This is a genomic window from Rhodococcus sp. H-CA8f (assembly GCF_002501585.1).
Lineage (GTDB): Bacteria > Actinomycetota > Actinomycetes > Mycobacteriales > Mycobacteriaceae > Rhodococcus_F > Rhodococcus_F erythropolis.
Map to the genome: position 1 here is coordinate 2,141,079 of NZ_CP023720.1, position 25,546 is coordinate 2,166,624.

26 protein-coding genes and 1 riboswitch are annotated in these 25,546 nt (G+C 62.3%); of the genes, 9 read left to right on the top strand and 17 right to left on the bottom strand.

Features of this window, described 5'->3' with window-relative positions; all coding sequences use genetic code 11:
• Positions 1-7: 7 nt before the first annotated feature.
• The 3 genes from CPI83_RS10200 to CPI83_RS10210 form a co-directional block, all read right to left on the bottom strand.
• On the bottom strand, positions 8-811 hold the full coding sequence (locus CPI83_RS10200) for an ABC transporter permease (RefSeq protein WP_041815060.1): 804 nt from the start codon (positions 809-811) through the stop codon (positions 8-10).
• Positions 789-1,817: an ABC transporter substrate-binding protein gene (locus CPI83_RS10205; RefSeq protein WP_020908360.1), complete on the bottom strand. Its 1,029-nt coding sequence runs from the start codon at positions 1,815-1,817 to the stop codon at positions 789-791. Before CPI83_RS10205 ends, CPI83_RS10200 begins: the two co-directional genes overlap by 23 nt.
• Positions 1,817-2,560, bottom strand: coding sequence for a TenA family protein (locus CPI83_RS10210; RefSeq protein ID WP_020970100.1), 744 nt, complete (start codon positions 2,558-2,560; stop codon positions 1,817-1,819). The genes CPI83_RS10205 and CPI83_RS10210 overlap by 1 nt, the downstream gene beginning before the upstream one ends.
• A riboswitch (TPP riboswitch) is annotated at positions 2,548-2,643 on the bottom strand. (Overlaps the previous gene by 13 nt.)
• A gap of 130 nt (positions 2,644-2,773) precedes the next feature.
• Here CPI83_RS10210 and CPI83_RS10215 point away from each other — a divergent pair.
• Positions 2,774-4,342 (top strand): carboxylesterase/lipase family protein, encoded by a 1,569-nt coding sequence (locus CPI83_RS10215; protein ID WP_047889213.1) that lies wholly within the window; start codon positions 2,774-2,776, stop codon positions 4,340-4,342.
• Here CPI83_RS10215 and CPI83_RS10220 read toward each other — a convergent pair.
• Both CPI83_RS10220 and CPI83_RS10225 read right to left on the bottom strand, forming a co-directional pair.
• Positions 4,335-5,519 (bottom strand): MFS transporter, encoded by a 1,185-nt coding sequence (locus CPI83_RS10220; RefSeq protein ID WP_153211270.1) that lies wholly within the window; start codon positions 5,517-5,519, stop codon positions 4,335-4,337. The genes CPI83_RS10215 and CPI83_RS10220 overlap by 8 nt on opposite strands.
• A 212-nt stretch (positions 5,520-5,731) precedes the next feature.
• Entirely contained in the window at positions 5,732-6,001 is a 270-nt protein-coding gene (locus tag CPI83_RS10225; protein ID WP_097387171.1) for a GNAT family N-acetyltransferase, read from the bottom strand.
• A 575-nt stretch (positions 6,002-6,576) separates the two neighbouring features.
• Between CPI83_RS10225 and CPI83_RS10230 the strand changes: the two genes are divergently transcribed.
• Positions 6,577-6,903: a hypothetical protein gene (locus CPI83_RS10230; protein WP_003941297.1), complete on the top strand. Its 327-nt coding sequence runs from the start codon at positions 6,577-6,579 to the stop codon at positions 6,901-6,903.
• Positions 6,904-6,960: 57 nt separating this feature from the next.
• Here CPI83_RS10230 and CPI83_RS10235 read toward each other — a convergent pair whose 3' ends face one another.
• Positions 6,961-7,584, bottom strand: a complete 624-nt coding sequence (locus CPI83_RS10235) for a Type 1 glutamine amidotransferase-like domain-containing protein (RefSeq protein ID WP_021334158.1) — start codon at positions 7,582-7,584, stop codon at positions 6,961-6,963.
• Between the two features lie 34 nt (positions 7,585-7,618).
• Positions 7,619-8,437 carry a maleylpyruvate isomerase family mycothiol-dependent enzyme gene (locus CPI83_RS10240; protein WP_097387172.1) on the bottom strand — a complete coding sequence of 273 codons (819 nt, stop codon included), beginning with the start codon at positions 8,435-8,437 and terminating at the stop codon, positions 7,619-7,621.
• 191 nt (positions 8,438-8,628) lie between these two features.
• Between CPI83_RS10240 and CPI83_RS10245 the strand changes: the two genes are divergently transcribed.
• The 4 genes from CPI83_RS10245 (at position 8,629) to CPI83_RS10265 (ending at position 13,554) form a co-directional block, all read left to right on the top strand.
• Entirely contained in the window at positions 8,629-10,167 is a 1,539-nt protein-coding gene (locus tag CPI83_RS10245; RefSeq protein WP_097387173.1) for an AMP-binding protein, read from the top strand.
• Positions 10,168-10,694: 527 nt separating this feature from the next.
• Complete coding sequence (locus CPI83_RS10255) at positions 10,695-11,804, top strand: Re/Si-specific NAD(P)(+) transhydrogenase subunit alpha (protein ID WP_047889211.1); 1,110 nt, start codon at positions 10,695-10,697, stop codon at positions 11,802-11,804.
• A complete protein-coding gene (locus CPI83_RS10260; protein ID WP_003941319.1) occupies positions 11,804-12,127 on the top strand; it encodes an NAD(P) transhydrogenase subunit alpha in 324 nt (107 codons plus the stop codon). Before CPI83_RS10255 ends, CPI83_RS10260 begins: the two co-directional genes overlap by 1 nt.
• Complete coding sequence (locus tag CPI83_RS10265; protein WP_020970092.1) at positions 12,127-13,554, top strand: NAD(P)(+) transhydrogenase (Re/Si-specific) subunit beta; 1,428 nt, start codon at positions 12,127-12,129, stop codon at positions 13,552-13,554. Before CPI83_RS10260 ends, CPI83_RS10265 begins: the two co-directional genes overlap by 1 nt.
• A gap of 371 nt (positions 13,555-13,925) precedes the next feature.
• Here the strand turns inward: CPI83_RS10265 and CPI83_RS10270 are convergent, their stop codons facing one another.
• From CPI83_RS10270 to pdhA, 5 genes are read right to left on the bottom strand one after another with little or no spacing between them, the layout of a single operon-like run.
• A complete protein-coding gene (locus CPI83_RS10270; RefSeq protein ID WP_020908349.1) occupies positions 13,926-14,579 on the bottom strand; it encodes a hypothetical protein in 654 nt (217 codons plus the stop codon).
• Positions 14,580-14,608: 29 nt separating this feature from the next.
• On the bottom strand, positions 14,609-15,814 hold the full coding sequence (locus CPI83_RS10275) for an MFS transporter (protein ID WP_019749231.1): 1,206 nt from the start codon (positions 15,812-15,814) through the stop codon (positions 14,609-14,611).
• Positions 15,815-15,824: 10 nt separating this feature from the next.
• Positions 15,825-17,060, bottom strand: a complete 1,236-nt coding sequence (locus CPI83_RS10280; protein WP_097387175.1) for a dihydrolipoamide acetyltransferase family protein — start codon at positions 17,058-17,060, stop codon at positions 15,825-15,827.
• Positions 17,057-18,025, bottom strand: coding sequence for an alpha-ketoacid dehydrogenase subunit beta (locus CPI83_RS10285; RefSeq protein ID WP_097388169.1), 969 nt, complete (start codon positions 18,023-18,025; stop codon positions 17,057-17,059). Before CPI83_RS10285 ends, CPI83_RS10280 begins: the two co-directional genes overlap by 4 nt.
• 5 nt (positions 18,026-18,030) lie before the next feature.
• Entirely contained in the window at positions 18,031-19,119 is a 1,089-nt protein-coding gene (gene pdhA / locus CPI83_RS10290) for a pyruvate dehydrogenase (acetyl-transferring) E1 component subunit alpha (protein ID WP_019749228.1), read from the bottom strand.
• A 221-nt stretch (positions 19,120-19,340) separates the two neighbouring features.
• On the opposite strand from pdhA, the gene CPI83_RS10295 reads away from it, so the two are divergent.
• The gene (locus CPI83_RS10295; protein WP_020908344.1) at positions 19,341-20,369 is read left to right on the top strand and encodes a phosphotransferase family protein; all 1,029 of its coding nucleotides are present in this window, start codon (positions 19,341-19,343) and stop codon (positions 20,367-20,369) included.
• On the opposite strand, the gene CPI83_RS10300 is transcribed toward CPI83_RS10295, so the two are convergent.
• From CPI83_RS10300 to CPI83_RS10310, 3 genes are read right to left on the bottom strand one after another with little or no spacing between them, the layout of a single operon-like run.
• Complete coding sequence (locus CPI83_RS10300; RefSeq protein ID WP_019749226.1) at positions 20,366-20,815, bottom strand: thioesterase family protein; 450 nt, start codon at positions 20,813-20,815, stop codon at positions 20,366-20,368. The two genes, CPI83_RS10295 and CPI83_RS10300, sit on opposite strands and share 4 nt — an antisense overlap.
• On the bottom strand, positions 20,812-22,050 hold the full coding sequence (locus CPI83_RS10305; RefSeq protein ID WP_003941402.1) for a benzoate/H(+) symporter BenE family transporter: 1,239 nt from the start codon (positions 22,048-22,050) through the stop codon (positions 20,812-20,814). Before CPI83_RS10305 ends, CPI83_RS10300 begins: the two co-directional genes overlap by 4 nt.
• Positions 22,051-22,086: 36 nt before the next feature.
• Complete coding sequence (locus CPI83_RS10310; RefSeq protein ID WP_003941284.1) at positions 22,087-22,560, bottom strand: Lrp/AsnC family transcriptional regulator; 474 nt, start codon at positions 22,558-22,560, stop codon at positions 22,087-22,089.
• A 102-nt stretch (positions 22,561-22,662) separates the two neighbouring features.
• Here CPI83_RS10310 and CPI83_RS10315 point away from each other — a divergent pair, with 102 nt between their 5' ends.
• Positions 22,663-23,286, top strand: coding sequence for a LysE family translocator (locus CPI83_RS10315; protein WP_003941342.1), 624 nt, complete (start codon positions 22,663-22,665; stop codon positions 23,284-23,286).
• A gap of 22 nt (positions 23,287-23,308) precedes the next feature.
• Positions 23,309-24,145, top strand: coding sequence for a sulfurtransferase (locus tag CPI83_RS10320; protein ID WP_097387176.1), 837 nt, complete (start codon positions 23,309-23,311; stop codon positions 24,143-24,145).
• A gap of 1 nt (position 24,146) precedes the next feature.
• On the opposite strand, the gene CPI83_RS10325 is transcribed toward CPI83_RS10320, so the two are convergent.
• A complete protein-coding gene (locus tag CPI83_RS10325; protein ID WP_003941357.1) occupies positions 24,147-24,608 on the bottom strand; it encodes a DUF6328 family protein in 462 nt (153 codons plus the stop codon).
• 13 nt (positions 24,609-24,621) lie between these two features.
• Positions 24,622-25,440, bottom strand: coding sequence for a shikimate 5-dehydrogenase (locus CPI83_RS10330; RefSeq protein WP_097388170.1), 819 nt, complete (start codon positions 25,438-25,440; stop codon positions 24,622-24,624).
• Between the last annotated feature and the right edge of the window lie 106 nt (positions 25,441-25,546).

The window sequence follows — 25,546 nt, forward strand, 5'->3', positions numbered from 1 at the left end:
GGGTCAGTCATGTCCGTGACCTTTCGTTCATCGCCCATGGTGCAACGATGCGCTCGATGGCGAACGTCAGCAAGTACAGCGTGACGCTGATCAACGCGGTCACCAGTACGGCCGCCAACACCAGATCGGTGCGGAAGGAGTTCTTCTGGGTGCTCATGTAAATGCCCAAACCGGAAGTAGCGCCGACGTATTCGGAGAACACCGCACCCACGACCGCATACGTGATGCCGATGCGCAGGGCAGTGAAGAATCGCGGAATTGCCGAAGGAAGGCGAACGTATCGGAACTCCTGCCAGCGAGTGCTGCCCATACTGCGCAGCAGAGCGCCCGCTTCCCGATCGGCCGCGGCAAATCCCTCGATGAGTCCGATGGTCATGGGGAAGAACGTCGCAAGTGCGATCACCAACACCTTCGGCAACAACCCGAAGCCGAACCAGATGATCATCAGCGGCGCGATGGCGATGATCGGCAGCGTCTGCGAGACGACAAAAAGTGGTACCAGCGCGCGTGACAACCACGGCGAAAAGTCCACGACCACAGCAAGAATCCAGGCCAACACCAATGAAACAGTGAAGCCGACCAACGTGACCTGCAATGTCGACCAGGCGTGGCCGGAGATGATCTCGCGGTTGTCCCACCCCTGGGACAGAACGCGACCAGGAGACGGAAGTACCTGCGGCCGAATCCCACTGATCTCGACGTAGATCTGCCACGCCGCTACGAGGAGCACCACCACGGCGAGCGCGGGAAGCGCCCGCCGCATGGCCGAGACCAGCCGTCCGCTCACGTCAGGACGCGTCGAGATACTCATTGGTGAAGTACTCCGACCAGTCCGGCTTCTGGGTCAGCGGCTTCCCGTCGGGTCCGGCGAGCAATCCGTTGTCGAAGAGGAATCCCGAATAACCCGACCAGGTTTCGAGATTCTGCGTACCGACGACGCCGTTGGCGTCTTTCATGTAGTCGGCGGCAAGCATCCGCTGACTGTCACGGACGAGGTCTTCGTCGGTGAAAGCTCCGGGGTTCGCGTCGATGAGATCCTGCGCGGCCTGGTCCGGGTTGTCGGCAGCAGTCTGATATCCGCGTTGAACGGCTTTGACGAACTTGCGTGCCTCGTCGGGATGGTCCTTCAACCACTGCTGGTTGCCGTTGATCACGATCGAATACGCATCGGGGAAGCCGTAATCGGTGTACTGGAAGTACCGCATCGGAGTTCCGTTTCGCTCCGCTTCGAGGCCTTCCCACGCAAAGTAGGAGACCGTGAAATCTGCCTGCCCCGAGTACACGGCTTCGTACGCGGACGTTCCGAGCGTGACCGTCGTGAAGTTCCCGGTCCCGCCGTCGTTGCGGATGATCTGCTGCAGCGTTTCGACTTCGCCGGGATCGCCGAACCCGGCGTACGTCTTCCCGTCGAGATCACGTGGGCGCGTGATGTCCGCACGATCCGCCTTCACGCCGATGCCGGTGGCGCGGTGCTGAAGTGGCGCGATGACGGACGTCGTGGCGGCGCCGGCCGCTCGGGCGAACGTGGCCTGACTCTGTGTGCTGATGCCGAACTCCGCGTTGCCGGCGTCGACCAGGGTGTCGGGAGAGGTGTTGTTGTACGGCAGGATCGAGACGTCCAGACCGGCGTCCTCGAAGTAGCCCTCTTGGAGTGCAACGTACAAACCGGTGTGGTTCGTGTTCGGGGTCCAGTCGAGTGCGAACCGAATGGTCCCGTCGGAAGAGCCGGTGTCAGCGGCGCATCCGGTCAGAACTGTGAATGCGGCTGCGATCGCGGCAGACGTGGCAAGTGTGCGGCGCAGCGCCGCAAACGACATCACGACGCCGGCCAGGGCTGCTGGTGGAGTGCGGAATCCCAGAACATCAACTCGTAGCGACTGGCGATGCGGAATGCTTCACTCATCGCCTCACGCTCTGTCTCGGTGGCTGCTTCGGCCGCAGCATCGACCAGTACGCGGGCCTGCGCCACCGACTCGTGGAATTCGGGTGCGTCGTACGTCGTGACCCACTGTGCGTACGGATGCGACGGATCGGCGTCGAGTACCTCGCGCGCTGAAGCGGCAAGATCGCGGCCGACCTCGGCGTAGATCCAGAAGCAGGGGAGTACCGCCGCTGCGGAGACCGGGTAAGGCGCAGTTGCCGCAGTCGCCGTCAGATACGAGACGTATCCCAGGCAGGCCTGCGAATGCTCGAGCCTTCCCGATCCCGCTGGAAGAATTCCACCGGTGAGAAGTCCGTCGTGAAGCGCAGATTCCACTGTCGCTGCCGTGGACGCGGAATTCGACCAGAAGCCCGCGGACTGCGGATCCGGGGCGTGGGCCGCGACCAGGGACAACGCTTTCGAATACCCCTCGAGATAAAGCTTGTCCTGCTCGATGTACGTGCGGAACGCGTCGAGAGGCAATGTTCCGTCGCCGAGGCGTTTGAGGAACTCCAGTGAGTCGATCGACTCGCGGAGGACCTTCGTCTCGGCCCAGAGTCGATCGGTGAACCGATCCGTCGACGGCGCTGTGGCCACCGAGTTTTCGGCAGAATTGTATGCAGGCTGCGTAGTAGCCATGACATCCCTTCGTCAGCATTACCTGATCAGGTTCCCGGGTGTGTTCTCAGCCCCGCCCATGCGGAGCACCCCGTGTCAGAACTAGGCGACCTTAACACCGAGCCTCTGCTTCGTCGGCGCCTACCTGGCAGTTGAGTAGTCGGCGCACATCGGCCTTATGTTGGTACGTTTGGTCTTGTTTGCCACACGCGCGGGTCGGGAGGGGATTCAGACATGGAGACCGACGTTCGACCGAATCTCGGCGAGGACGGAACACTCGTGATCCGTGCCCGCGGCGGAGAAGCCCGCGGGTATCCGGATGGCGGAGTATTCGCGTGGAAGGGCATGCCTTACGCAGCAGCGCCGGTGGGTGCGCGGAGGTTCCGCGCGCCGCAACCCGCTGAGCCGTGGGACGGGGTGCGCGACTGTCGTGAGTTCGGGCCGATCGCGCCGCAGGGCCAGAGTCCGGCGGTTCCGATCGATCGGGCCTTCAAAATCGACGAAGACTGTCTGTCGATCAACGTGTGGGCCCCGCGCCCCGACGGCACGCCGCGACCGGTGATGGTGTGGATTCACGGCGGCGCCTACTGCCTCGGGTCCGCCGCCCAAACGATCTACGACGGCCGTCATCTGGCTGAAACCGGTGACGTCGTTCTCGTCTCCTTCAACTATCGCGTCGGTGCCCTCGGATTCCTGGACCTGTCTGGATTCTCCACCGCGGATACCGTTTTCGAATCGAACTGTGGTCTGCGAGACCAGATTGCGGCACTCGAATGGGTTCGAGACAACATCGACGCCTTCGGGGGTGACCCGAGTGCGGTGACGGTGTTCGGTGAGTCCTCCGGCGCAGGATCCATCACGACGCTCATGACCTGTCCGAGCGCCGAAGGTCTGTTCCATCGTGCGATTGCCCAGAGTCCTCCCGCGACCTCCGTCTACGGGGCCGAGCGCGCCAAGACCGTGGCGGAGCGGTTTCTCGAACTGCTCTCGATCGACCCTGAAGACGCGGGCGATCTGCTGACCACGGATCTCGAACTGCTCGTGAAGGCAAGCGATGACCTGGTCAACGAAATTCCGACCCGGATTCCGGGAACTTTGGCGATGGCACCCGTTGTCGATCGTGATCTGGTGCCGCACTACCCGGTTGCGGCTTTCCAGAAGGGTTACGCGCACCGAATTCCACTGATCATCGGTTCCAACAAGGACGAGGCGTCGATCTTCAAGTTCATGAAGTCTCCGCTGATGCCGGTGAGCGCGCAGTCGGTCGAGGCCATGCTGCAACTGCTGGCGGATGATCACCCCGACATCTCCGCGACCAAACTTGCCGAGATCATGTCGGCTTACCCTGATCACGCGAAACCGAGTGGCGCGCTGGCACTGTCGCGGGACGCGGCGTTTCGCATGCCGACTCTGTGGATCGCCGACGCTCACTGCAGGCATTCCCCTACGTGGGTCTACCGCTTCGATCACGCGACGCCGATGCTCAAGGCGGCGCGGATCGGCGCGGGCCACGCGACCGAATTACCTTATGTATTCGGCAATTTCGGAACCCTGAACGTCGACCCCACGTTCTGGCTGGGTGGACGGAAGGCTGCGATGGAGGTAGCCGGCCGTATTCAACGGCGATGGTTGGCCTTCGCGCGGCATGCCGTGCCGGCAGCTCTCGACGGTTCGAAGCACTGGGCGCCGTACGAGGAAGAGAAGCGGTCGACGCTGTTGATCGACTCGGCTGACACCCTCGTCAGCGACCCCGATCACGGACTGCGCGTCGCCTGGGGCAACGACGTGATGGGGTTCAACTGACGTCGGTCGAGTGCCGCGGACGATCCAGTTCGCGAAGCACCGGCAGGGAGGCACAGACTGCGGCGATCAGGATGATCGGAATCGACAGGGCCACAAAGGTCGACGCGATTCCGAGTTGATCGAGCAGAGGGCCGACCGCGAGGTAGCCCAGCGGGCCGGCGGCGTAGGCAGTCGACGTCATGACACCGACGACGCGTCCGCGCATGTGCTCCGGGCTGTGGGTCTGCATGGCGTAGTTGGCGATCGGGCCGACTGGTCCGTAGACGAGACCCTGCAGTCCGGCGAGCACGAGGATCACCCACAGCGGAGGTAGAAGCGCCATGGCAAGCATCGCTATGCCGAGAACGGCAACGGCAAAAATCATGATCAGTCGCCGGGACATGATCGGTGCCAGCGGAGCGTAGGCGAGAGAGCCGATGATGCCGCCGATCGCCAATGCCATCAGCACCGATCCGAGTTGCGCCGGTTGATCCAACTCTGTGAAGTACACCGGGAACACGACACTCTCCACCGGCATGTAGAGCGCGACGACGGCCATGTCGATCAGCGCCAGAGTGCGCAGCAGTTTGTTGTTCCAGACGAACCGAAGACCGTCGAGTGTGCCGTGCCAGATCGATTTCGGACGATGTTCGTGTTCGGGGACTCCGGCGCCAGGAAGGCGGATGAAGGCAACCACGACGATCGAGAACACAAAACCTGCCGCCGTCACCCAGAGCGTGTTCACCGCCCCGATCGTTGCGATCAGGACACCGCCGATGCCAGGGCCGATCAGATATGCGACGTTGAAATTGGCCTCGTACACGCTGTTGGTGCGATCGAGCTTCCACTTGGCTGTCCGAGTTGCTGCAGGCAGCATGGACTCCCTCGCCGCCATTCCGGCGGGGTCGAACACCGCACCGAGCGCGGCCAACGCCGCGATCACCGGGATCGTCAAGCCCGCGGTGGCCGCGATGATCGGGATCGCCGCTACGGACATCGCCGAAAGTGCGTCGGAAATCATCGACGTTCGACGGCGTCCGAATTTGTCGACGAATGTGCCCGAGAACAGGCTCGACACGAGTAACGGAATGGCTGCTGCGCCGGCAACTATCGCCGCGTCGGTAGCCCTGCCGGTTCGTTCGAGAACAAGCCAGGGGAGTACGACGATGGCGATACCGTTGCCGATCGCCGAGAACAGCGTCGCGAGATTGACGAGGACGAGAGGGAGATAGCTGGGGGTAACTACGTCCTCGGATGCAGGTGGGCGCCGATCTGCTGAGGCGACCACGTTCTTTCCTTCCCCGAGATGGTGCCGACCAGGATTTCGAGAGTTTCGACGACGGCACCATCGACGCTAGCAGCGGGGGTTGCAGGTCCGCGAGTGATTTTTCGCGGACCGTCCTCGTTCGGTTATGCCTGGTAAACGGGGTTCTCTGCAACAAACTTCTCGACGTACGAGCACGTGGGAAGGATCTTCAATCCCTCGTTCCGGGTGTGATCGAGCGCTTCACGCACCACGATGGCGGCAAGCCCGCGCCCGCGAAACTGTGGGTACGTCACCGTGTGGTGGAAATCACGGACACCGGAATGGTCCGAGTACTCGGCAAAACCGGCCAGTTCGCCGTCGACACGGATCTCGAAGCGCGTTTCCGCGGAGTTGTGCGCCACTGTCTCGGTCATCTTCGGGCTCCGTTTCGAAAGGGCGGCCGGTTGCGGCGCGCCGCGTCTGCGTTCTGTGGAGCCACGCTACCTGGCAGGCGGTCCGCAATATCGCTTGCCGGCGTGAGTTCCGTTACTTAGCGCAACTACAACTGGACGACCGTTCAAGGGACCTTGGTCGTGTCGGATCAGGAAGAAAACTGGTCTGTACGTGCCGATTTGCCCGTACTTTTGTGCCCACATTGGGTGATACATATGCATCACGAACGTAAACATCCCAATATGTGGGACTCGTCACAAAGTTTTTTGTCATCTGTTCGGATGGATTAAGTGGAGGGCCTGAAACGGGCAAATTGCAGGTCAGCGGGGCGCGGATTGTGTGTCGGCGAAGGGTGCGAGCGCCCGGAAACCCCAGGGGTATTGCCTTGGTCATCAGATCGTTTCTCGGACGTGATCCCAAAGACCCGCTTGGGGGGTTAGCGTTTGAATCGTCGGGGATAGAAGAAGCGTTACAACTTCGCCAAAGAAACTTTGGTGCGGCTTCGCAACGGTTCGATTTCGAGTCTTCGTCGGACAACTTCGAGGAAGGAACGCACATGATTTTCGGGCAGCGTGAGTCGAACAGTTACTTTGCCGCAATTTTTTCGTACGACTTCCTTGACGAAGGTCTGGGATACGAGACCATCGCACGGATCCACCGGGGCGAGATCTGCGAGTGGATTCGCGATCTCGAGGCGTCCGGGTTGTTCTCGGCTGCGGAGGTCCATGCCGCCGAACTGGCATGGCGCGAAAATCCGCGCCTGCTCCTCGACGCCCTTCTCGAGGACGCCGACGAGGTCTCGGTCAAGCGCTGGGAGATTGCGTGGACGAGGCTGGAGCGTCAGTCGCCGGCAGCCGGAACCGCGGTGGCAGAGCACGGCTGATCCAGTCGGGCCAAGTCGACTCCCCAGTCTGCGTCAAGATCAACCGTCTGCGTCAGATCAGCGGTCGACGACTATCACCTCTTGATCAGTAAGCACGGTGAATTGCGCGCCAGCAGTGGTCAGCGCTGCGACCGTCCGCGCGGTCACCTGCGGATCTTCGAGTAACGAATCGCCGCCGTGCGGCACTATCGCGAAGTCGACCAGCGCGAGCCCGGACCAGATCGGGTCGATACCGCACGTAGGCGTGACTTCAGCGGGGTCGTCCGACGCGTCGAGCCCGATCAGAGTCGGAGTCACCAGACACGCTCCCGCGCTGTATCCCGCATAGGCCACGAGGCCCGAACGAACCAGCATCTCTATGACCCGATCTGCGCCGCTTCGGGCTAGCTGAGCTCGCAGGACAAACGTGTTTCCGCCGCGAACCCACAGACAGTCGAATTCGCGAAGTCGGACTTCGAGTGCTTCCGTTGCACCCAGGAAGTCTCGGACGTCAACTTCCTCTGCCGTGAAGCCCGCGGCCCGTAGTGGAGTCAATTCGCTTGTCACTGCCGAACTGCGGGCATTGACGGGCCACGAATCTGCAGCCGCGGCGATCACCGCTATGCGTGCGCCGCGGCCTACAAGATCGACAAAAGCCTCGCGGTGGTCGCCGAAACGGTAGGACGAGAGAAACAGTTTCACTTCTCAGTACCTTCGCGACCTGCCCGCCCAGCTCTCAAATCGTGAACGCCAGATTGTCGACGACGCGTGCGCCCACGGTGGTGTCACCGCGAAGCGAGATGTCGGTTCGGTGATCGGACGCCTGGACGCGGCCACCGGCAATCCGGGTGAAGAGCGGTGAGCTCATCGAGATGGTCGTGGTCGCCGGGCCGTCCAGCTCCGGGACGAGCGTTGCACGCGCATCGACCGAGATGTGAAGTGAACGGGCAAGTGGCCCTTCGAGTTCGAAAGTGATCCGTGCTCCCTCGGGTGCCTTTCCTCGTTTCCCGACGACAAATCCGAGCGCGCTGGTGATTTCGCCGAATGCAGTCTCCGCGCGCAATCCGCCTTCCTCGCCTGGAATGCCGACTGCATCTCTGATGTCGAGTTCGTGCATCCAACAGTCGAAGGTCCGAATACGCATGAACCGGCCATAGGGCGCAAGACCGACCGGTGTTTGTGTCTCGGCGTCCCAGTCTGCGCCCGTCATCGAGCGAAGAGCGTCGGCTCGCGTGGCGGTGATATCGCGATAGTGGGCCAACAAGTCCGCGTGCGGCGTCCGCCTCAGGCCTTCGACCCAGCGCTCGTTGAACGCCGCAATCTCGTTGTGGACGTGAGGCAATGCGTGCACGTCCAGGTCGATCGACGGCGGATTGATGCCCGCGAGCAGTGATTCCGTACCGATCAGGTGGGACACGATGTCATGAACCGTCCACCCCGGAAGGTTGGACGGTGCCAACCACTGCTCACCGTCGAGTTCGGCAAGCAGTGCGTCGATGACTCTCCATTCCTCGGTCAACGCGTCGACTACTGCGTCCTGGGGCCAACCACTCATGCGGACATCTCCTGTTTCGGACGGTGCGGTTCTCCTCACTGTATGTCGCGCCGGATAAGTGAGCGGGCATTCCCATGCTTCGAGTCGGTGTCGCCAAACATCCGAGGGAGGCAGAGTTCCTGTGGTAGACCAGGATTGTCGACGCCGAAGCAGGCTCACGCGGCGTTGTCGTCACCGACAGAGGAGTCTTCGTGTTTCCAGGAAATTTTGTCCAGTCCACGCCGGACAAGCCCGCCGTCATTCGCCCGGCGACGGGTGAGTCCATCACCTATCGGGAACTCGACGAACGGTCGACGCAGTTGGCGCGATACTTCCGAAGTGTCGGTGCCAAGCCTGGGGACCACGTCGCTCTCATCTCGAACAACGATCTCCGGGCGTTCGAGGTGTACTGGGCAGCATTGAGATCAGGTCTCTACATCACTGCGGTGAACTGGCATCTCACGGCTGCGGAGACCGCCTACATCGTCGACGACTGCGAGGCGACAATTCTGGTGGCGTCGGGTCAGGCGTCGACAGCAGTTCCGTTGGACGAGAAGCTGATTCCGCGCGTGCGTCACCGATTGGTGTACGGCGGCGCCCTCGAGGGTTTCGACGACTACGAGGATGCGGTCGATGCTCAGTCCGCCGATCCACTCGACTCGCAGCCACGTGGGGCTGACATGTTGTACTCGTCCGGAACCACCGGCAGGCCGAAGGGGATCAAGGGAGACCTTCCGGAGGGCGAGGTGGACACCACCATGGATCCGTACACCGCGGTGTTCGCGCCGATGTACGGGTTCGATTCCGACACAGTCTATTTGTGCCCGGCTCCGGTCTATCACGCGGCGCCCCTGCGCTTTTGTGGCGTGATCAATTCGGTCGGCGGAACCGTAATCTTGATGGATGCATTCGAAGCCGAAACCGCGCTGGAGTTGATCGGTAAATACGCTGTGACGCACAGTCAGTGGGTACCGACGATGCTCGTTCGAATGTTGAAACTTCCGAAGGAGACCCGCGATCGTTACGACGTCTCGACGGTGAAGGTCGCCATTCACGCTGCTGCTCCCTGCCCGCCTGAAGTGAAGACGGCAATGATCGACTGGTGGGGGCCGGTGATCCACGAGTACTACGCCTCGACCGAGGGTTCGGGCGCCACCTTCATCAACAGCGAGCAGGCCTTGGCGCATCCGGGTTCAGTCGGTCGTGACGGAGTGATGGGGATCGTGCACATCTGTGACGACGCCGGGCGTGATCTTCCGGTCGGCGAGGTCGGTACCGTGTTCTGGGAGCGGGAGACTCTGCCATTCCGGTACCACAACGACCCCGAGAAAACGGCTGCCGCGCAGCATCCGGATCATCCGACGTGGACGACGAGTGGAGATATCGGCTATATCGACTCCGAGCGTTTCCTTTATCTGACCGATCGTGCGGCATTCACGATTATCTCTGGTGGCGTCAATATCTATCCGCAGGAGTCCGAGAACATCCTTACCTTGCATCCGAAAGTGTTCGACGTGGCGGTCATCGGTGTTCCCGATGAAGAAATGGGCGAACAGGTCAAGGCGGTTGTCCAACTGGCGGAGGGAGTCGAGCCGAGTGCCCATGTCGCCGAGGAATTGCTGGAATACGTTCGCAGCCAGGTTGCACATTTCAAAGCTCCGAGAAGCATCGACTTTGCCGACGAATTGCCTAGGACCGCGACCGGAAAGCTCGTAAAGCACAAGTTGCGGTCTCAATATGTGAGCAGTTGATCCTCCGGTGAAATACTAGGACATCAGAGTAATTCTGCGAGATAGTCGGCAAGGACCTGCGCGTGGCTGTATCGCAGGTCCTTGCTTGCTGTCAGTAGAGCAACGGGTCGAGAATCCGATGCCGGTGCGATGCGTACTGCAGGTTTTTGCGTTTGACGCCGCGCGGCCAGAGTCGGTCGATGAGAAGCCGGACGGCGTTACATTCGGAAGCTGGTTCGTAAACTCGCTCGACGGTGATTATTCGGCGCGTCATTCTCATGCCTTTTCGTCTTTCGGCCGTTTCAAATAGTGGAATAGCCCGCCATTCGAGTGTGATCGGCCTCACAGTAGGCTTCTTGGGGTATGTCCAAACATACTGTTCGGACTCGATTCAGATGGAGAAAGTGCGTCGTCGGTTTCCCTACGCCGCGGTAACTCTGGCTACTATCAGTCACCATTCACCCAAAAGCGGGTCATCTTCCGCTCATCACATGCTGGTTGCCGCTCGTCGCAGCAGGCGAACCACCAACCGCAGAAGGTAATGGAAAATGGAAACATCGAAGAGCGCACAAGTGCGTCCGACGGTCGGCGTCCCTCGAGAATCGAGTGATGGTGAGCGTCGGGTCGCATTGGTGCCGAAAATTGTGTCCGCTTTGATCGGCAAGGGCGTCGACGTGGTCGTCGAGTCCGGGGCCGGTCTCGGGGCGTTGATTCCCGACGAGTTGTACACCGCTGCCGGCGCGAAGATCGGCGATCCGTGGACTGCTGACGTCGTGGTCAAGGTTGCGCCCCCGTCGACAGAAGAGATCGCCCGGATCAGTACCGGCGCGAAGCTCATCGGTTTCCTGAATCCGCGTAACGCGGACAACCGCATCGCCGAGTTGAAGGCCGCCGGCATCGAGGGATACGCCGTGGAGGCGATTCCTCGTATCTCCCGCGCGCAGGTGATGGACGCGTTGTCCTCGCAGGCGAACGTGTCGGGGTACAAGGCTGTTCTGTTGGCAGCATCGGAGTCGACGCGGTTCTTCCCGATGCTCACCACCGCTGCAGGCACGGTGAAGCCTGCGACCGTTCTGGTGCTCGGAGTGGGTGTGGCAGGTCTGCAGGCGCTGGCGACAGCCAAGCGCCTCGGTGGCCGCGCTACCGGGTACGACGTGCGTCCTGAGGTCGCCGACCAGGTGCGTTCGGTGGGTGCACAGTGGCTCGACCTCGGAATCGACGCGGCGGGTGAGGGTGGATACGCCCGCGAGTTGACCGACGACGAGCGAGCGAAGCAGCAGCAGGCACTCGAAGATGCGATCAAGGGCTTCGACGTTGTGATCACCACTGCTCTGGTTCCGGGTCGTCCGGCGCCGCGCCTGGTCACCGCTGCCGCGGTCGAAGGCATGAAGCCGGGCAGTGTCGTGGTCGACCTCGCGGGTGAAACCGGCGGTAACTGCGAGCTGACCGAGCCGGGTCAAACCGTCGTCAAGCACGGCGTGACCATTTGCTCTCCGCTGAATTTGCCGGCGTCCATGCCTGAGCATGCGTCCGAGTTGTACTCGAAGAACATTTCCGCGCTGATCGAACTGATGCTCGTCGAAGGTGCATTGGCGCCTGATTTCTCCGACGAGGTTCTGGCCGGTGCGTGCGTCACCCGTGAAGAGAAGGGCGCCTGATGTACACATCACTTCTGGCGAACATCGCGATCCTGGTGTTGTCCGGGTTCGTCGGTTTCGCTGTGATCTCCAAAGTTCCGAACACCCTGCACACCCCGTTGATGTCCGGCACGAACGCCATCCACGGCATCGTCGTCCTGGGTGCGTTGGTCGTCCTGGGCAAGGTGCACGATCCCTCGATCGGGTTGCAGATCATCTTGTTCGTCGCGCTCGTCTTCGGAACCGTGAACGTTGTCGGTGGTTTTGTGGTCACGGACCGCATGTTGGCGATGTTCAAGGCCAAGCCGGCCGCCAAGTCTGTGTCGAAGGATGGTGACCAGTAATGGAATACCTGGTCAATGCGCTCTACATTGTCGCGTTCTCGATGTTCATCTACGGCCTCATGGGCCTTACCGGCCCGAAGACCGCAGTCCGCGGCAACCAGATCGCCGCGGTCGGCATGCTCATCGCCGTCGTTGCAACTCTGATCTCCATTCGTGATGCGGAGATGGGGAACTGGATCCTCATCGCTGCCGGCCTTGTCATCGGTGTCGTGCTCGGCGTCCCGCCGGCGCTGCGCACTAAGATGACGGCCATGCCGCAGTTGGTGGCACTGTTCAACGGTGTCGGCGGCGGCACGGTCGCGTTGATCGCGTACGCGGAATTCCTGGACTCGGACGGGTTCACCGCTTTCCAGCACGGCGAGTCGCCGACGGTGCACATCGTCATCGCTTCGCTCTTTGCTGCGGTGATCGGATCGATCTCCTTCTGGGGCAGCGTGATCGCGTTCCTGAAGCTGCAGGAAACTCTGCCTGGTCGTCCGATCGGAATCGGTAAGCTCCAGCAGCCGCTCAATGCGCTGCTGCTCATTGCCGCCGTCGCATTCTCGGTAATCATCGGTATCAAGGCGATCTCACCGGAAGGCCCGACCAGCTCACTGTGGATCGTCGGCGTGCTCGTACTCTCGGGCATCCTCGGACTGATGGTCGTGCTGCCCATCGGCGGCGCGGACATGCCCGTCGTCATCTCGCTGCTCAACGCTCTGACCGGTTTGTCAGCTGCTGCTGCAGGTTTGGCGCTCAACAACCAGGCGATGATCGTCGCCGGCATGATCGTGGGTGCTTCGGGCACCATCTTGACCAACCTCATGGCCAAGGCCATGAACCGGTCCATCCCGGCCATCGTGGCCGGCGGCTTCGGTGGCGGCGGCGAAGCGCCGTCCTCCGACGGCGTCGTGCGCACGGCAAAGGCGACCTCGGCCGCCGACGCGGCTATCCAGATGGCCTACGCCAACCAGGTCATCGTCGTACCCGGATACGGACTTGCCGTCGCGCAGGCTCAGCACGCGGTCAAGGACATGGCGAAATTGCTCGAGTCGAAGGGCGTCGAGGTCAAGTACGCCATTCACCCGGTCGCCGGCCGTATGCCTGGTCACATGAACGTTCTTCTCGCAGAGGCGGATGTCTCGTACGACGCGATGAAGGAAATGGACGACATCAACGACGAGTTCTCTCGTACCGATGTCACCTTGGTGATCGGCGCGAACGACGTCACCAACCCGGCGGCGCGCAACGATCCGAGCTCACCGATTCACGGAATGCCGATCCTCAACGTCGACCAGTCGAAGTCGGTCATCGTGCTCAAGCGTTCGATGAACTCCGGTTTCGCCGGTATCGAGAACCCGCTCTTCTTCGCCGAGGGCACCTCGATGCTCTTCGGTGATGCCAAGAAGTCGGTCTCCGAAGTAACCGAGGAACTCAAGGCGCTGTAGCGCTCGAGCTCGGAAGGGGCGTCCACTCGTAACCACGAGTGGGCGCCTTTTTCGTGTCCCTGTGCTGAAACGGCTTCTTGTGCTGAAACGACTTCTTGAAACGACAAAGGCGCCTGGTCCGAGACGAAACTCGGAACAGGCGCCTCTGGCGACGTTTTACGGGACCTCGGGGGTTTCGGGGTCGGAAGAGAAGCCGGAAAGTAGTTCGATCAACTTCTGGATCAGTTCGAGCGGGTTCAGATCTTCGAGGCTCACGGTAAAGACTCCTTCGCTGTGGAACTACTTGATTCGGACATTTCAGAACATACGTCATGCCCCGCCGTCGCGGGAGGGCTTAGCGGCGAGAATCTCTGAATCACAAAGATTTAGGACTAAAGTCGGATGCTCCGGTGCCGGGAGAACGCGATTGCAGCCGTATCCGGGCGTAGCGCTTCACGTTTCGCGGCGATGGGCGATCGTGCCATCAAAATGGCTGCAGCACAGGCCCATACCAGAGCGATCAGAACGCCAGCTATCACTCCGAAAAGGCCGCTCAACTCGGCGGCCAGTGCGCTGGCACCGATCGCAGCAACCCCCACGAATCCGAGACCGGCGACCACCGGACGCCACTGCGGGGCGGAGATCAAGATCGCCGAGCAGTACAGCGCGGTCGCCGCTGCCACGTGACCGCTGGGCAACAGGTCCTGGGGCACATCGGGGAGCCAGGAGCCGAACGCCGCGTTGGTGAGATTGGCGCCCATTCCGAGGAGCAGGATCGCGCCGATGCCGTATGGCAGTCCGCGGACCATCGAGACGACGGCCAGAGCAGTAGTGGCTGCGAGTACAGCGGTGACGTCGAATCGGCCTACCGTCCACTCGGCAAGTGCGCGCACCTGTTCGGGGACGCTCACCCCAGGCGAGGTGGGTCGCACGAAATACAAGACGCCCAGCGCTACGACGGCGATCGCAGCAAGGACGAGGAAGCGAGTGGTTGTGGAGGGAGCGGGGTGCTGGGTGGAGGTCGAGACGGTCACGAGTACCAGCATCCCTGTTGAGTCTGTGCCGATCGTGAGGATCAGCTGTGAGGTCTGTAGGCGGTCGGAGAATCGCGCCGAACGACACCCGCACAAGCCGCTGCGACCAGGACGCATGCAAACGGGATCAACATTGCTGTGGTGAGAGGCACAAGCGTGGTGACCCAGCCGATGGTTGCCGGACCGGCGAGGAATCCGATGTATCCCATGCCGACGACGCGAGACATGTTGGTGCCGGCCGAACCTGAGCCCAGATTTCCCGCCGTGGTGAAGATCTGCGGAATGCATCCCGACAGGCCGGCGCCGAACAGGGCCCAACCGAGCAACGTCAGTGGTAGCCAGCCCGACACCACGACGGTCAGCATTCCGATGGACGAGAGCAACGCACCGTAGCGAACCACTGCCACCGGGCCGACTGCCGCGCTGATCCGATCCGCGGTGAATCGGCCGACGGTCATCATGGCGGAGAATGCACCGAACGACAGTGCAGCAACGGCATTCGAGACACCCAGATCTTCCTTGACCTGCAGTGCGCTCCAGTCGTTTGCCACTCCCTCGGCCAGCATCAGAACAAAGGCGAGGGTTCCGAGGGCAAGTACGCGAGCCGAGAATCTGCCGTGTGTCTTTCCGGTAGTCGACGCGGTTTCGGCATGCACGTCGACGTGAGGGAGCAGGGGTCGCGAGCACAACCAGACCGCGAGCAAGCCGATTGCCGACGCGATGCTGAGCGTGACGTACGGCGGAAGATCCAGTGCGAGAGTGCCGAATCCGATGACGGACCCTAATACGCCGCCGACCGAGAACATGCCGTGAAAGGCCGCCATGATCGGGCGCCGGTACAACTGTTCGGCCTCGACAGCCTGCGAGTTCATCGACACGTCCAACGCGCCGTTCGCGAAGCCGAATACAACAAGTGCAGCGCCCAGTTGCCAGGTGTTCGTGGCAAATCCCGGGCCGAGAGTGGCGAATGCCAGCCCGCTACCCGCCAGGATGACCATGCGCCTGCTGCCGTATCGATCGGCGAGCGGACCGCTCAATTGCATACCGGCAATGGCTCCGACAGCAAGAAGGAGAAGCAGTGAGCCGAGCGTCGAGTGACTGATTCCCACACGGTGTTCGATGGACGGAATGTGGACGACCCACATCGCGAGCAGAAATCCGTTGATGCCGAAGATGCCGAAGATGCCGGCCCGGGCGCGTACCAGGGCGGAGGTGGGGACTACTCGGTCGGTGGGGTTGACGCTCACTCGTTCCTTTTTACAGGTGAGACAGCAACAGGTCCGGGCCCGCGAGCATCTGTGCGACAAATGAGAGGAATCTCGCGGCCTGCTCACCATCGAGTATCCGGTGGTCGAACGTCAACGTCAGTGTCGCGACGCTCCGCGCTTCGATCTTGCGCTCAATTACCCAGGGACGCTCGCTCACTGTGCCCAGGCAAAGGATGACGGCTTCTCCCGGATTGAGGAGCGGAATGCCCCCGTCGACGCCGAAGACTCCGACATTGGTGATCGTGACGGTGCCACCGGTCAGGTGATGGACATCGGTCACTCCCGCGCGGGCAGCGACGGTCAGTTCGGTCACCGCGCGTGCAAGTTGGACCAGGCTCAGCGTCTCGGCGCTTTTGATGTTGGGCACGGACAGTCCACGTTCGGAGGCGACGGCGATGCCGAGATTCACGTGATCGTCGATGACGGCGTCGCCGCGGGCCTCGTCCCAATGCGCGTTCACCATCGGGTGCGACGAGATCGCCGTAACCAAGGCCTTGGCCGCGAGAGTCAGCGGAGTGAGAGAAAGCCCGGTGAATGCGTCCGAGGGACGGAGCCTGCCGAGTAGTTCCATCGAAGGCGTGACATCGGCGGTGAGGAAGACGCTGGCCTGAGGGGCACGGGTACTGGCGACCATCGCCGACGCCATCTGTTTCCGCATGCCGGACGAGACCGGCTGTTTCTGCATACCGGATTCGGCCGGCCGCGGAGCTTCATTCGACGCGGCCTTCAAACGAAGCGCGTCTGCGACGTCCGCTGCCGTGACGGCACCGTCGAATCCGCTTCCGGTGATTTCGCTCAGATCGATGCCGGCTTCGCGGGCCGCGCGCCGCGCCGAGGGTGTTGCGGGCCGACGCTCGGTACTCGCCGCGAATTGCGAGTATGGTGTGATCCTGCTCCGTCGTCGGCTCGGTCTCTCGGCCGCGGGTCCGTATCCGACAAGCACACTCGGAGACTGTGAATCACTTGGAGACGGTGAATCTGCAGGCTCCTCGATTCGGATGATCGGAGTGCCGACCGGGACGGTAGAGCCAGGTTCGACGAGGAGTTCTCTGACAACGCCGACGTAGGGCGACGGCAGTTCCACAAGAGCTTTGGCTGTCTCTACCTGGGCGAGAACTTGATTGAGTTCCACCGTGTCGCCGACGCCGACCGTCCACTCGACCAGATCGGCGGACGTCAGGCCCTCGCCGAGATCCGGCAACCGGAATTCGTGCCCGGTACTCATGCTGCCAGCGTCCGGTCGAGTGCTGCGAGGATCCGGTCGGCGTCCGGAAGGTGAAATCGCTCGAGCTTGGCGGGCGGGTAGGGGATGTCGAATCCGGTGACCCGCAGGATCGGTGACTCGAGCTGATAGAAGCAGTGTTCCGCGACGTGTGCTGCGATTTCGGCGCCGACGCCGAGAAACTTCGGCGCCTCGTGGACGACGACCAGCCGTCCTGTCTTGTTCACTGACGCCTCGATCGTGTCGAAGTCGATGGGGGAGAGTGAACGCAGATCCACGACCTCCAGATCGTGGCCTTCTTCTTCGGCGATCCGCGCGGCGTCGAGCGCGGTGGCGACCATGGATCCGTACGCAACTACTGTCGCGTCGTCTCCAGGGCGAGCGACGCGGGCACGGTGGAGCGGAAGCTCAGGCGCGGCATCGGTATTCACGTCGGCGGTATCCCAGTAGCGCCGTTTGGGTTCGAGGAATATCACCGGGTCGTCGGCCGCAATGGATTGGCGGATCATGTGAAAACCGTCGATCGGATTGCTCGGGTACACCACCCGCAGTCCCGCGGTGTGAGCGAAGTACGCTTCCGGCGACTCCGAATGATGTTCCACCGCACCGATTCCGCCGCCACTGGGAATACGAATCGTCAGTGGCGCAGAGGCAGCGCCTCGGGTGCGGTACTGGATCTTGGCCACCTGCGAGACGATCTGATCGAAAGCCGGGTAGACAAACCCGTCGAACTGGATCTCGCAGACAGGCCGATATCCGCGCAAGGCAAGACCGAAAGCTGTTCCCACGATCCCTGATTCGGCGAGGGGCATGTCGATCACCCGAGTATTGCCGAAGTCCTTCTGCAGGGCATCGGTAACCCGGAATACACCGCCGAGACGGCCCACGTCCTCTCCCATGATGACAACGCGACGATCGTCTTCGAGTGCGCGTCGCAGGCCGGTGTTGAGCGCTGCCACCAGATTCATGACGGTCACGACGAAGCCCCTTCCATGCTGCGGAGATACGCGCGGTGCTCTTCGCGTTCAACGTCGATCAGTGGGTGTGCCTCGGCGTAGACGTGATCGAAGAGCGCTGACGGGGGTGGATCGGCGAGCGCGATGGTTGCGCGTCGCAGTCCAGCTGCGACGTCGTCGGCCGCCGCCGCGATGGTGCTGAGTTCGTTTTCTCCGAGAAGATCGCGACGGCCGAGGAACAGACGCATTCGCTCGAGCGGATCGCGGCTTCTCCACTCCGACATGTCGGTATCGGCGCGGTACCTGCTCGGATCGTCGGACGTCGTGTGCGGGCCCATTCGGCAGGTGATCGCCTCGATGAACGTCGGGCCGCTGCCTTCGCGTGCGCGATTGAGCGCCGAGCGCGTGACTGCGAGAACGGCGAGGACGTCGTTGCCGTCGACGCGGATCGCGGGGATGCCGTAACCGATCGCCCGATGTGAGATGGGCGTGCGTGACTGGAGGGATACCGGTTCACTGATGGCCCACTGGTTGTTCTGGCAGAAGAAGACAACGCCGACACGGAAACTGGCGGCAAATCCCATCGCCTCGGCGATGTCGCCCTGACTTGTGGCGCCGTCGCCGAAGTACGCGATCGTTGCGATCTCGGCGCCGTCCAGGTGTGCGCCGAGTGCGTATCCGGTGGCGTGCAGCCCTTGGGAGCCGACGACGATCGCCGGATTGGTGACGTTGAATTGTTCTGGAACCCAACCGGAATGGGAGATTCCTCGCCACATGGTGGTCAGCAATTCGGGGGGAACTCCCCGGCAGTACGCGACGGCATGTTCGCGGTAGCTGGTGAACGCGAAGTCGTCTGGGGCGAGCGCTCTCGCGGAACCGACCTGGGCGGCTTCTTGGCCCAGCATCGGAGCCCACAAACCTATTTCGCCTTGACGCTGCAGGGCAACAGCTTCGGTGTCGATTCGGCGACTCACGACGAGATCGCGATACAACGACAGCAGTTCGTCAGGCCCGATGTCTGTTATCAGACGGTCGAATTCGGGACGGCACACTCGTGCGCCGTTCGGTTGGATGAGTTGGACCGGATAATCGAGGTTGTCGATCATCTTCGCTCACCTCGGTTTCTGCTCATGCCCGGCGCGCCTCGTGAGTACGCCGCACAATCCCGATGTGTTGTATGCAGTTGTCGCTCTACCATCAGGATCCCCCTGATTGGGAAATCCGCAAGTATTTTCACTGCCGTATCAAGACCTGAACTGCGAACTGGCGAGTAACAAACGTGTCGGTACGGCCAACCGATCGGAATTCAACCGCTAGCATCGGTGCGGTGACTGCAGTCGGTTTGAACGAAGAAGCTGTTTCCGCGTGGATCGCCGAACTGGGGGTCGGCGCCACGACACCACTGACTTTCGAGAGGATCGGTAACGGGCAATCGAACCTGACCTACTCCGTGACGGATGCGGGCGGAGGACGGTGGGTACTGCGCAGACCTCCACTCGGCACGTTGTTGGCGTCCGCGCACGACGTCGTTCGCGAGCACCGCATCCTGTCCTCGCTCCAGGGAACCAAAGTGCCGGTTCCGAAGATCCTCGGCATCACGGAAGATCCGGAGATCACGGACGCTCCGCTGGTCCTCATGAGCTACATCGACGGCGTTGTGATCGACGGCGTTCCAGTGGCTCAGAAGTTGACCGAGGACGAGCGTCGCGCGGTTGGATTGGCGATGCCGAAAACCCTCGCAAGCATCCACGGGGTTGACCTGGAAGAGACCGGCCTCGACGATCTGGCCAGCCGCAAGCCCTTTGCCGAGCGTCAGCTCAAACGGTGGTCGGCGCAGTGGGAGAAGTCGAAGACCCGCGATGTTCCTGACGTCGACAGGTTGGCCGAGATTCTGCACCGAAACATTCCGGAACAGAACGAAGTGACCTTGGTTCACGGCGACTTCCACCTCAACAACGTCATCACCGACCCGGTCGAGGGGCGCATCGTTGCCGTCGTCGACTGGGAGCTGTGCACGTTGGGGGAGCCGCTCGCGGATCTCGGTGCGCTACTCGCGTACTGGCCGGAAGCCGGTGACAAAGTTGCCGGTCCGTTCATGGCGTCCACGCTGGAAGGCTTCCCGAACCGCGACGAGCTGGTCGCTGCCTACGTCGAGGCGACTGGCCGCGACGTGTCAGCGGTCGGATATTGGCACGTACTCGCTCTGTGGAAGCTCTCGATCATCGCCGAGGGCGTGCTGCGACGCATTCTCGACGATCCGCGGAACAAAGCCGAGCACGGCGGCCCGACGGTCGCGCTGATCGACGGAATCGTTGCACGCGCCGTCTTGACGGCAGATCAGCTCGGCCTGAGCTAGTTTTCGGTCAAGGTCCCGGCTGCTGATCTGATCGCAGCCGGGATCTCCACCGGCTTACGGGTGTCGGCATCGACGTAGACGTGCACGAAGCGACCAGTCGCGGCAGGTTCCCAATGGCCGTTTTCGACCTCGTGGAATATCGCCAGGGCGTAGACGATGCTCTTGGTGCCCAGCTTCTCGACGGAGATACCCACCTGCAACTGCTCGGGGAACGACAGTTCGCTCAGGTACCGGCACGACGTCTCGGCGACGACGCCGATGGCAGGCAGATTGCGGATGTCGGTTCCAGTGGAAGACATCAGCCAGGCGTTGACCGCGGTGTCGAAGTACGAGTAGTAGGTCACGTTGTTGACGTGGCCGTAGTGATCGTTGTCGTCCCACCGCGTCGGGACGGGCCAGAGAACGGGAAACTCGCTGATCGACGGGGGCGTCTGCGCTGTGCTCACGGCTTCGACTGTAGTGAGGACTTTCGCGAGAGTGAGGGCAGGGTGGTGCCCTGTAGGACTGCACGCACGATCAGCCCCACCAACAGTGCCCAGAATGCCGAACCGATTCCCAGGATACTGACCCCGGATGCGGCGATCAGAAACGTGACCACGGCGCCTTCACGTTCACTCGCCTCGCTCAGCGCCGACGTGAGGGCGCCGGCAAGCGTTGCCAGGAGCGCCAGTCCGGCAACAGTTTCCACGACTCCGGCCGGTGCGGCGGCTACCAGAGCGGCCACCGCGGCCGCGCCGGCAGCGAGAACGAGATACGCCCAGCCTGCGGTGAAGGCAGCGATCCATCGACGTTTGGGATCCGGATGTGCGGTGGGGGCGGCGGCCAGGGCCGCGCTGATCGCCGCGAGGTTGATCGCATGGCCACCGGCCGGTGCGCCGACGATGGTGCCGATACCCGTCACGATCATCGACGGCCGCCAGGGAACGGTGTAGCCGAACGAATTCATCACGGCCACACCGGGAATGTTCTGCGAAGCCATCGTGACGATGTAGAGGGGAATCGCAATGCCGATCATTGCCTGCCAGGTCCACGACGGCGCGGTGAGATCGATGCGGGGAATCATGGCGCCGGCGTCGAGTACTCGATCCGACGTGACGAGGCTGATCCCGATCACGACCGCTGCTGTGAGAAACGCGAGCGGAACCGCCCATCGCTTGGAGAAGCGCTGCGCGGCAAGCCAAACCAGGATGACGGGCGCGACCGCTGCCGGTGCGTCCCGGACGGCGATGATCGGCGCCAGGCACAACGGCATCAGAACCCCGGCGAGCATCGCTTGCGCGAGGGGCGTCGGGATTGCCGAGATGATCCTTCCGAGCGTCGGCCACAGTCCGGTCAGCACGATCGCGATTCCGACGACGATGAATGCTCCGACCGCGGCCGGCCACCCACCCTCGACCGCTCCGGCGCCGGCGAGCAGAGCGGCACCGGGCGTCGACCAGGCCAGGGTGATCGGCATCCGATACCGGCGTGAGAGCCAGAGCATTCCCAACGCTTGGGTCACACACAGAACCAGCAGTCCGGACGCCGCCTCGGTCGCGTCCGCACCGACAGCCGCGAGGCCGGTGAGCACCACCGCGAACGAACTGGTGAAGCCGACGAGGGCCGTGACGATGCCTGCGCTCATCGGTTGCGAGTTGCTGCGAACGGCTTCCGGTTCGGTGGTATCTGTGGAGTCCGACATGGTCAGTGATTCTGCCCGACCCGCCCCAGACCCGATTTACCTGTCCGGTCGGATGGGTGAGGTGACCGCTTTGCCGTAGATGAGGTGCGTTTGGGCGTGCCAGACCTCGGGATGTGCGGCGAGGTGGTCGATCAATACTCGCTGTAGATGAGCACTGTCACGGACCGCGACGTGGAGGAAGAAATCCTCAGGCCCCGAGACGTTGAAGAGCGCAAGCGTTTCCGGCAGTGCTAGGGCGTCGGCGGTGAACCGGTCGACGAGGTCGCGGCGGTGTGGTCGCAGTTGAACGGCGATGATCGCCTGCATCGACCGGCCAACGGCTGCCGGATCGACAACCGCGTGGATACCGCTGATCGTTCCGTTGGCACGTAGGCGTCGTACGCGCTCGTGGCACGAGGAAGTCGCCAAGCCGACTCGATCGGCCAACACCTTGTTGGTGATCGACGCGTCGTTCTGCAATTCGGCCAAAATCTTCCAGTCCACCGGATCCAGAGGCTCATTCTTCGTCATCTGCCGAACTATATCCGGAGTCGTTTTGAACTTCCCGGATCCAGTTGCACACTCCTGGCATGAACATGTGTCTCGAATCAGCTCGGGTGTGAGGTATTTCGGATGAGTGTCGGTCAATGGCTCGCTTTCGGCTCCCTGCTATCCATCGTCCTGTTCACGCCGGGACCGGATTTTGTCCTGATCCTGCGTCATTCTCTGGCAGATCGTCGGACCGGCGCGGTGGTGGCCGCCGGTGTGATTTCCGGGCTCTTCGTTCACACCGCTGCCGCGTCACTTGGTCTCTCCGCACTTGTGGCGACACGGCCACAGTTGCTCTCTGCGCTCACATACGCCGGGGCGGCATATCTGACCTGGCTCGGCATCTCCGCGATTCGAAGTGCTTTCAAAGCCCGAGCCTCGGACGAGGGAATTCCGGCAGCGAAAGAACCGATCGCGGTCACCACGGCATTTCGCTACGGCTTCCTCTCGAACCTGCTGAACCCGAAGGCGCTGTTGTTCTTTCTCGGGCTACTCCCGCAATTCATCGAGCCGGGTGAAGGCGCAGGGCTGCGCACGTTGATGTTGGCGGGCGCGACGGTGGTCGCCGCGGCACTGTGGTGGGCGATCGTGGTGGTGTTGGCGGCCGGAGCCGGCAAGAAGCTGCGTCGTCCTGGCGTCGGCAAGCGAATCGACGTGGTGACGGGAGTGTTGTTGGTGGGTCTCGGTGCCTTCTTCGGGGTTGCATGAGTGGTCGTGTCAGGATGGGTTCATGACACTTCCCGTGCTGATCGACGTCGAAGAACTGTCCGCTCTCATCGAGGCCGGCGCTGCGCCGCGATTGCTCGATGTCCGATGGGCGCTGGGTGATTCGAACGGCGAGCAGCATTTTCGCGACGGCCATATTCCCGGCGCGGTATTCGTGAACCTCGACGAGGAACTTGCCTCGCCGTCGTCGCCGGGCACGGGAAGGCATCCGCTGCCGAGTCTCGAAGACCTGCAGGACGCTGCGCGTCGTTGGGGAATCGACGACGGTGATTCGGTGGTGCTTTACGACGCCACCGGCAACACGGCCGCTGCCCGTGGTTGGTGGCTGCTGCGGTGGGCCGGGCTCTCGGATGTCCGACTGCTCGACGGCGGGCTACAGGCCTGGGAGTCCGCGGGACTGCCGTTGGCGGCCGGTATCGGTGAGTCGGTCACTCCGGGCAATGTGACTTTCACCGGCGGCAACATGCCGACTGTCGACATTGACGGCGTCGGCGACTGGACGCGTGCGGGCGGCGTGCTTCTCGACGCCCGAGCGGGGGAGCGGTACCGCGGCGAGGTCGAGCCGATGGATCCCGTCGCAGGGCACATCCCCGGTGCGGTGAGCGCGCCGACCGCGGAGAACATCACCGGCGACGGTCGGTTCCTGGACGCGACCCGCCTGCGTGAGCGGTTCGCCGGACTGGGCGCCGGAGACAGTGTCGCGGTGTACTGCGGATCCGGAGTAACTGCAGCGCATGAGATTGCGGCACTCGCGATCGCCGGTTACGACGCGACGCTGTTCCCGGGCTCGTGGTCACAGTGGTCGAACGACAGCACTCGCGCCGTCGACACCGGAGCCTGAGTCAGCTCTTGGTGCGATCGATGAATGACGGCACGAGAAACCACAGTGCCGTGAACATGATCGCGGCGCACGCTGCCAAGACCTTCGCAGCAACTCCGCCGACGGCGACCTCGGCGATCAACAGGACCGTGCCGGTCATGGAGGCGGCGAGAAAGGCTATGCCGCACAGGGCGAATCGGTTGGCGACGGGCAATATGTTCTCGCGGTGCCCACGGCGGAAGAGCATGCGATGCCAGACCGCGGGTGCCATCAGGAACCCGAACGAGATGGCAACAAGTATCACCGTCACCAAGTGGATGCCGCGGATGTACGCCGACGCTTCCTCGTAGCGTTCGGTGAATGCCACAGCCAGCAAGAAGGCAAACAGGATCTGCACACCAGAGAGCGCGACGCGCAGTTCTTGCAACAACTCGTTGAAGTTCCGCGCGAGTTGTTGAGGTGGAGTCTCCCCGGTCTCGTTCACGGCGACGTGGTTCCTACGCCCGTGAGTATTCCGACGCTCGCTGGATCTGCTCCGCGCTCGGACGCACGCCGGTGTAGAGCACGAACTGCTCGGCGGCCTGAAGGGCAATGACCGACGCTCCCGTGATCGCCGTCTTGCCGAGTTCGGTCGCCAACGCGATCAGTGGCGTGTTCGCAGGCATCGCGACGACGTCGAAGACGACATCGGCGGCGCGCACTGCTAGTTCGGGGAACGACAATGCATCTGCCTCTGCGCCGCCGGACATACCGATCGGAGTGGCGTTGATCAGTACACGGGGACGAAGCTCACCGAGTTCGGCCTGCCAGTCGAAGCCGTACTGCTTCGCGAGCGACGACCCCACTTGCTGGTTGCGGGCGATCACGGTGACGTCGGTGAATCCGGTGTCGCGCACCGCAGCGACGACTGCTTTTGCCATGCCACCGCTGCCGGCGACAGCGACGGACAGGCTCGTGTCGACGTCGTTGTCACGCAGTAGATCGGCCACCGCCTGATAGTCGGTGTTGTAGGCGTGCAGCACTCCGGACTCGTTGACGATCGTGTTCACGGAGTCGATGGCGCTGGCCGAATCGTGCATGACGTCGATGTGCTCGATGACCTGTTCCTTGAACGGCATCGACACCCCGCAGCCTCGAATCCCGAGTGCTCGTATGCCGGCGATCGCGGCGGGTACGTCTTCGGTGGTGAAGGCTTTGTAGACGAAGTTCAGGCCCAATTCCTCGTAGAGGTAATTGTGAAACCTGGTGCCGATGTTGCTCGGTCGCCCGGAGAGCGACATGCACAGGAGCGTGTCCTTGTTGAGGTCGACGGTCATCGTTCCCACTCTAATCGCGAGTTCGGCGTAGTTCTTGATGGAGGAGTGCACCCATCCGGATGTCCCGCAGCGCCGAATGTCGGGTATCCGATCGAAGCACCACTCG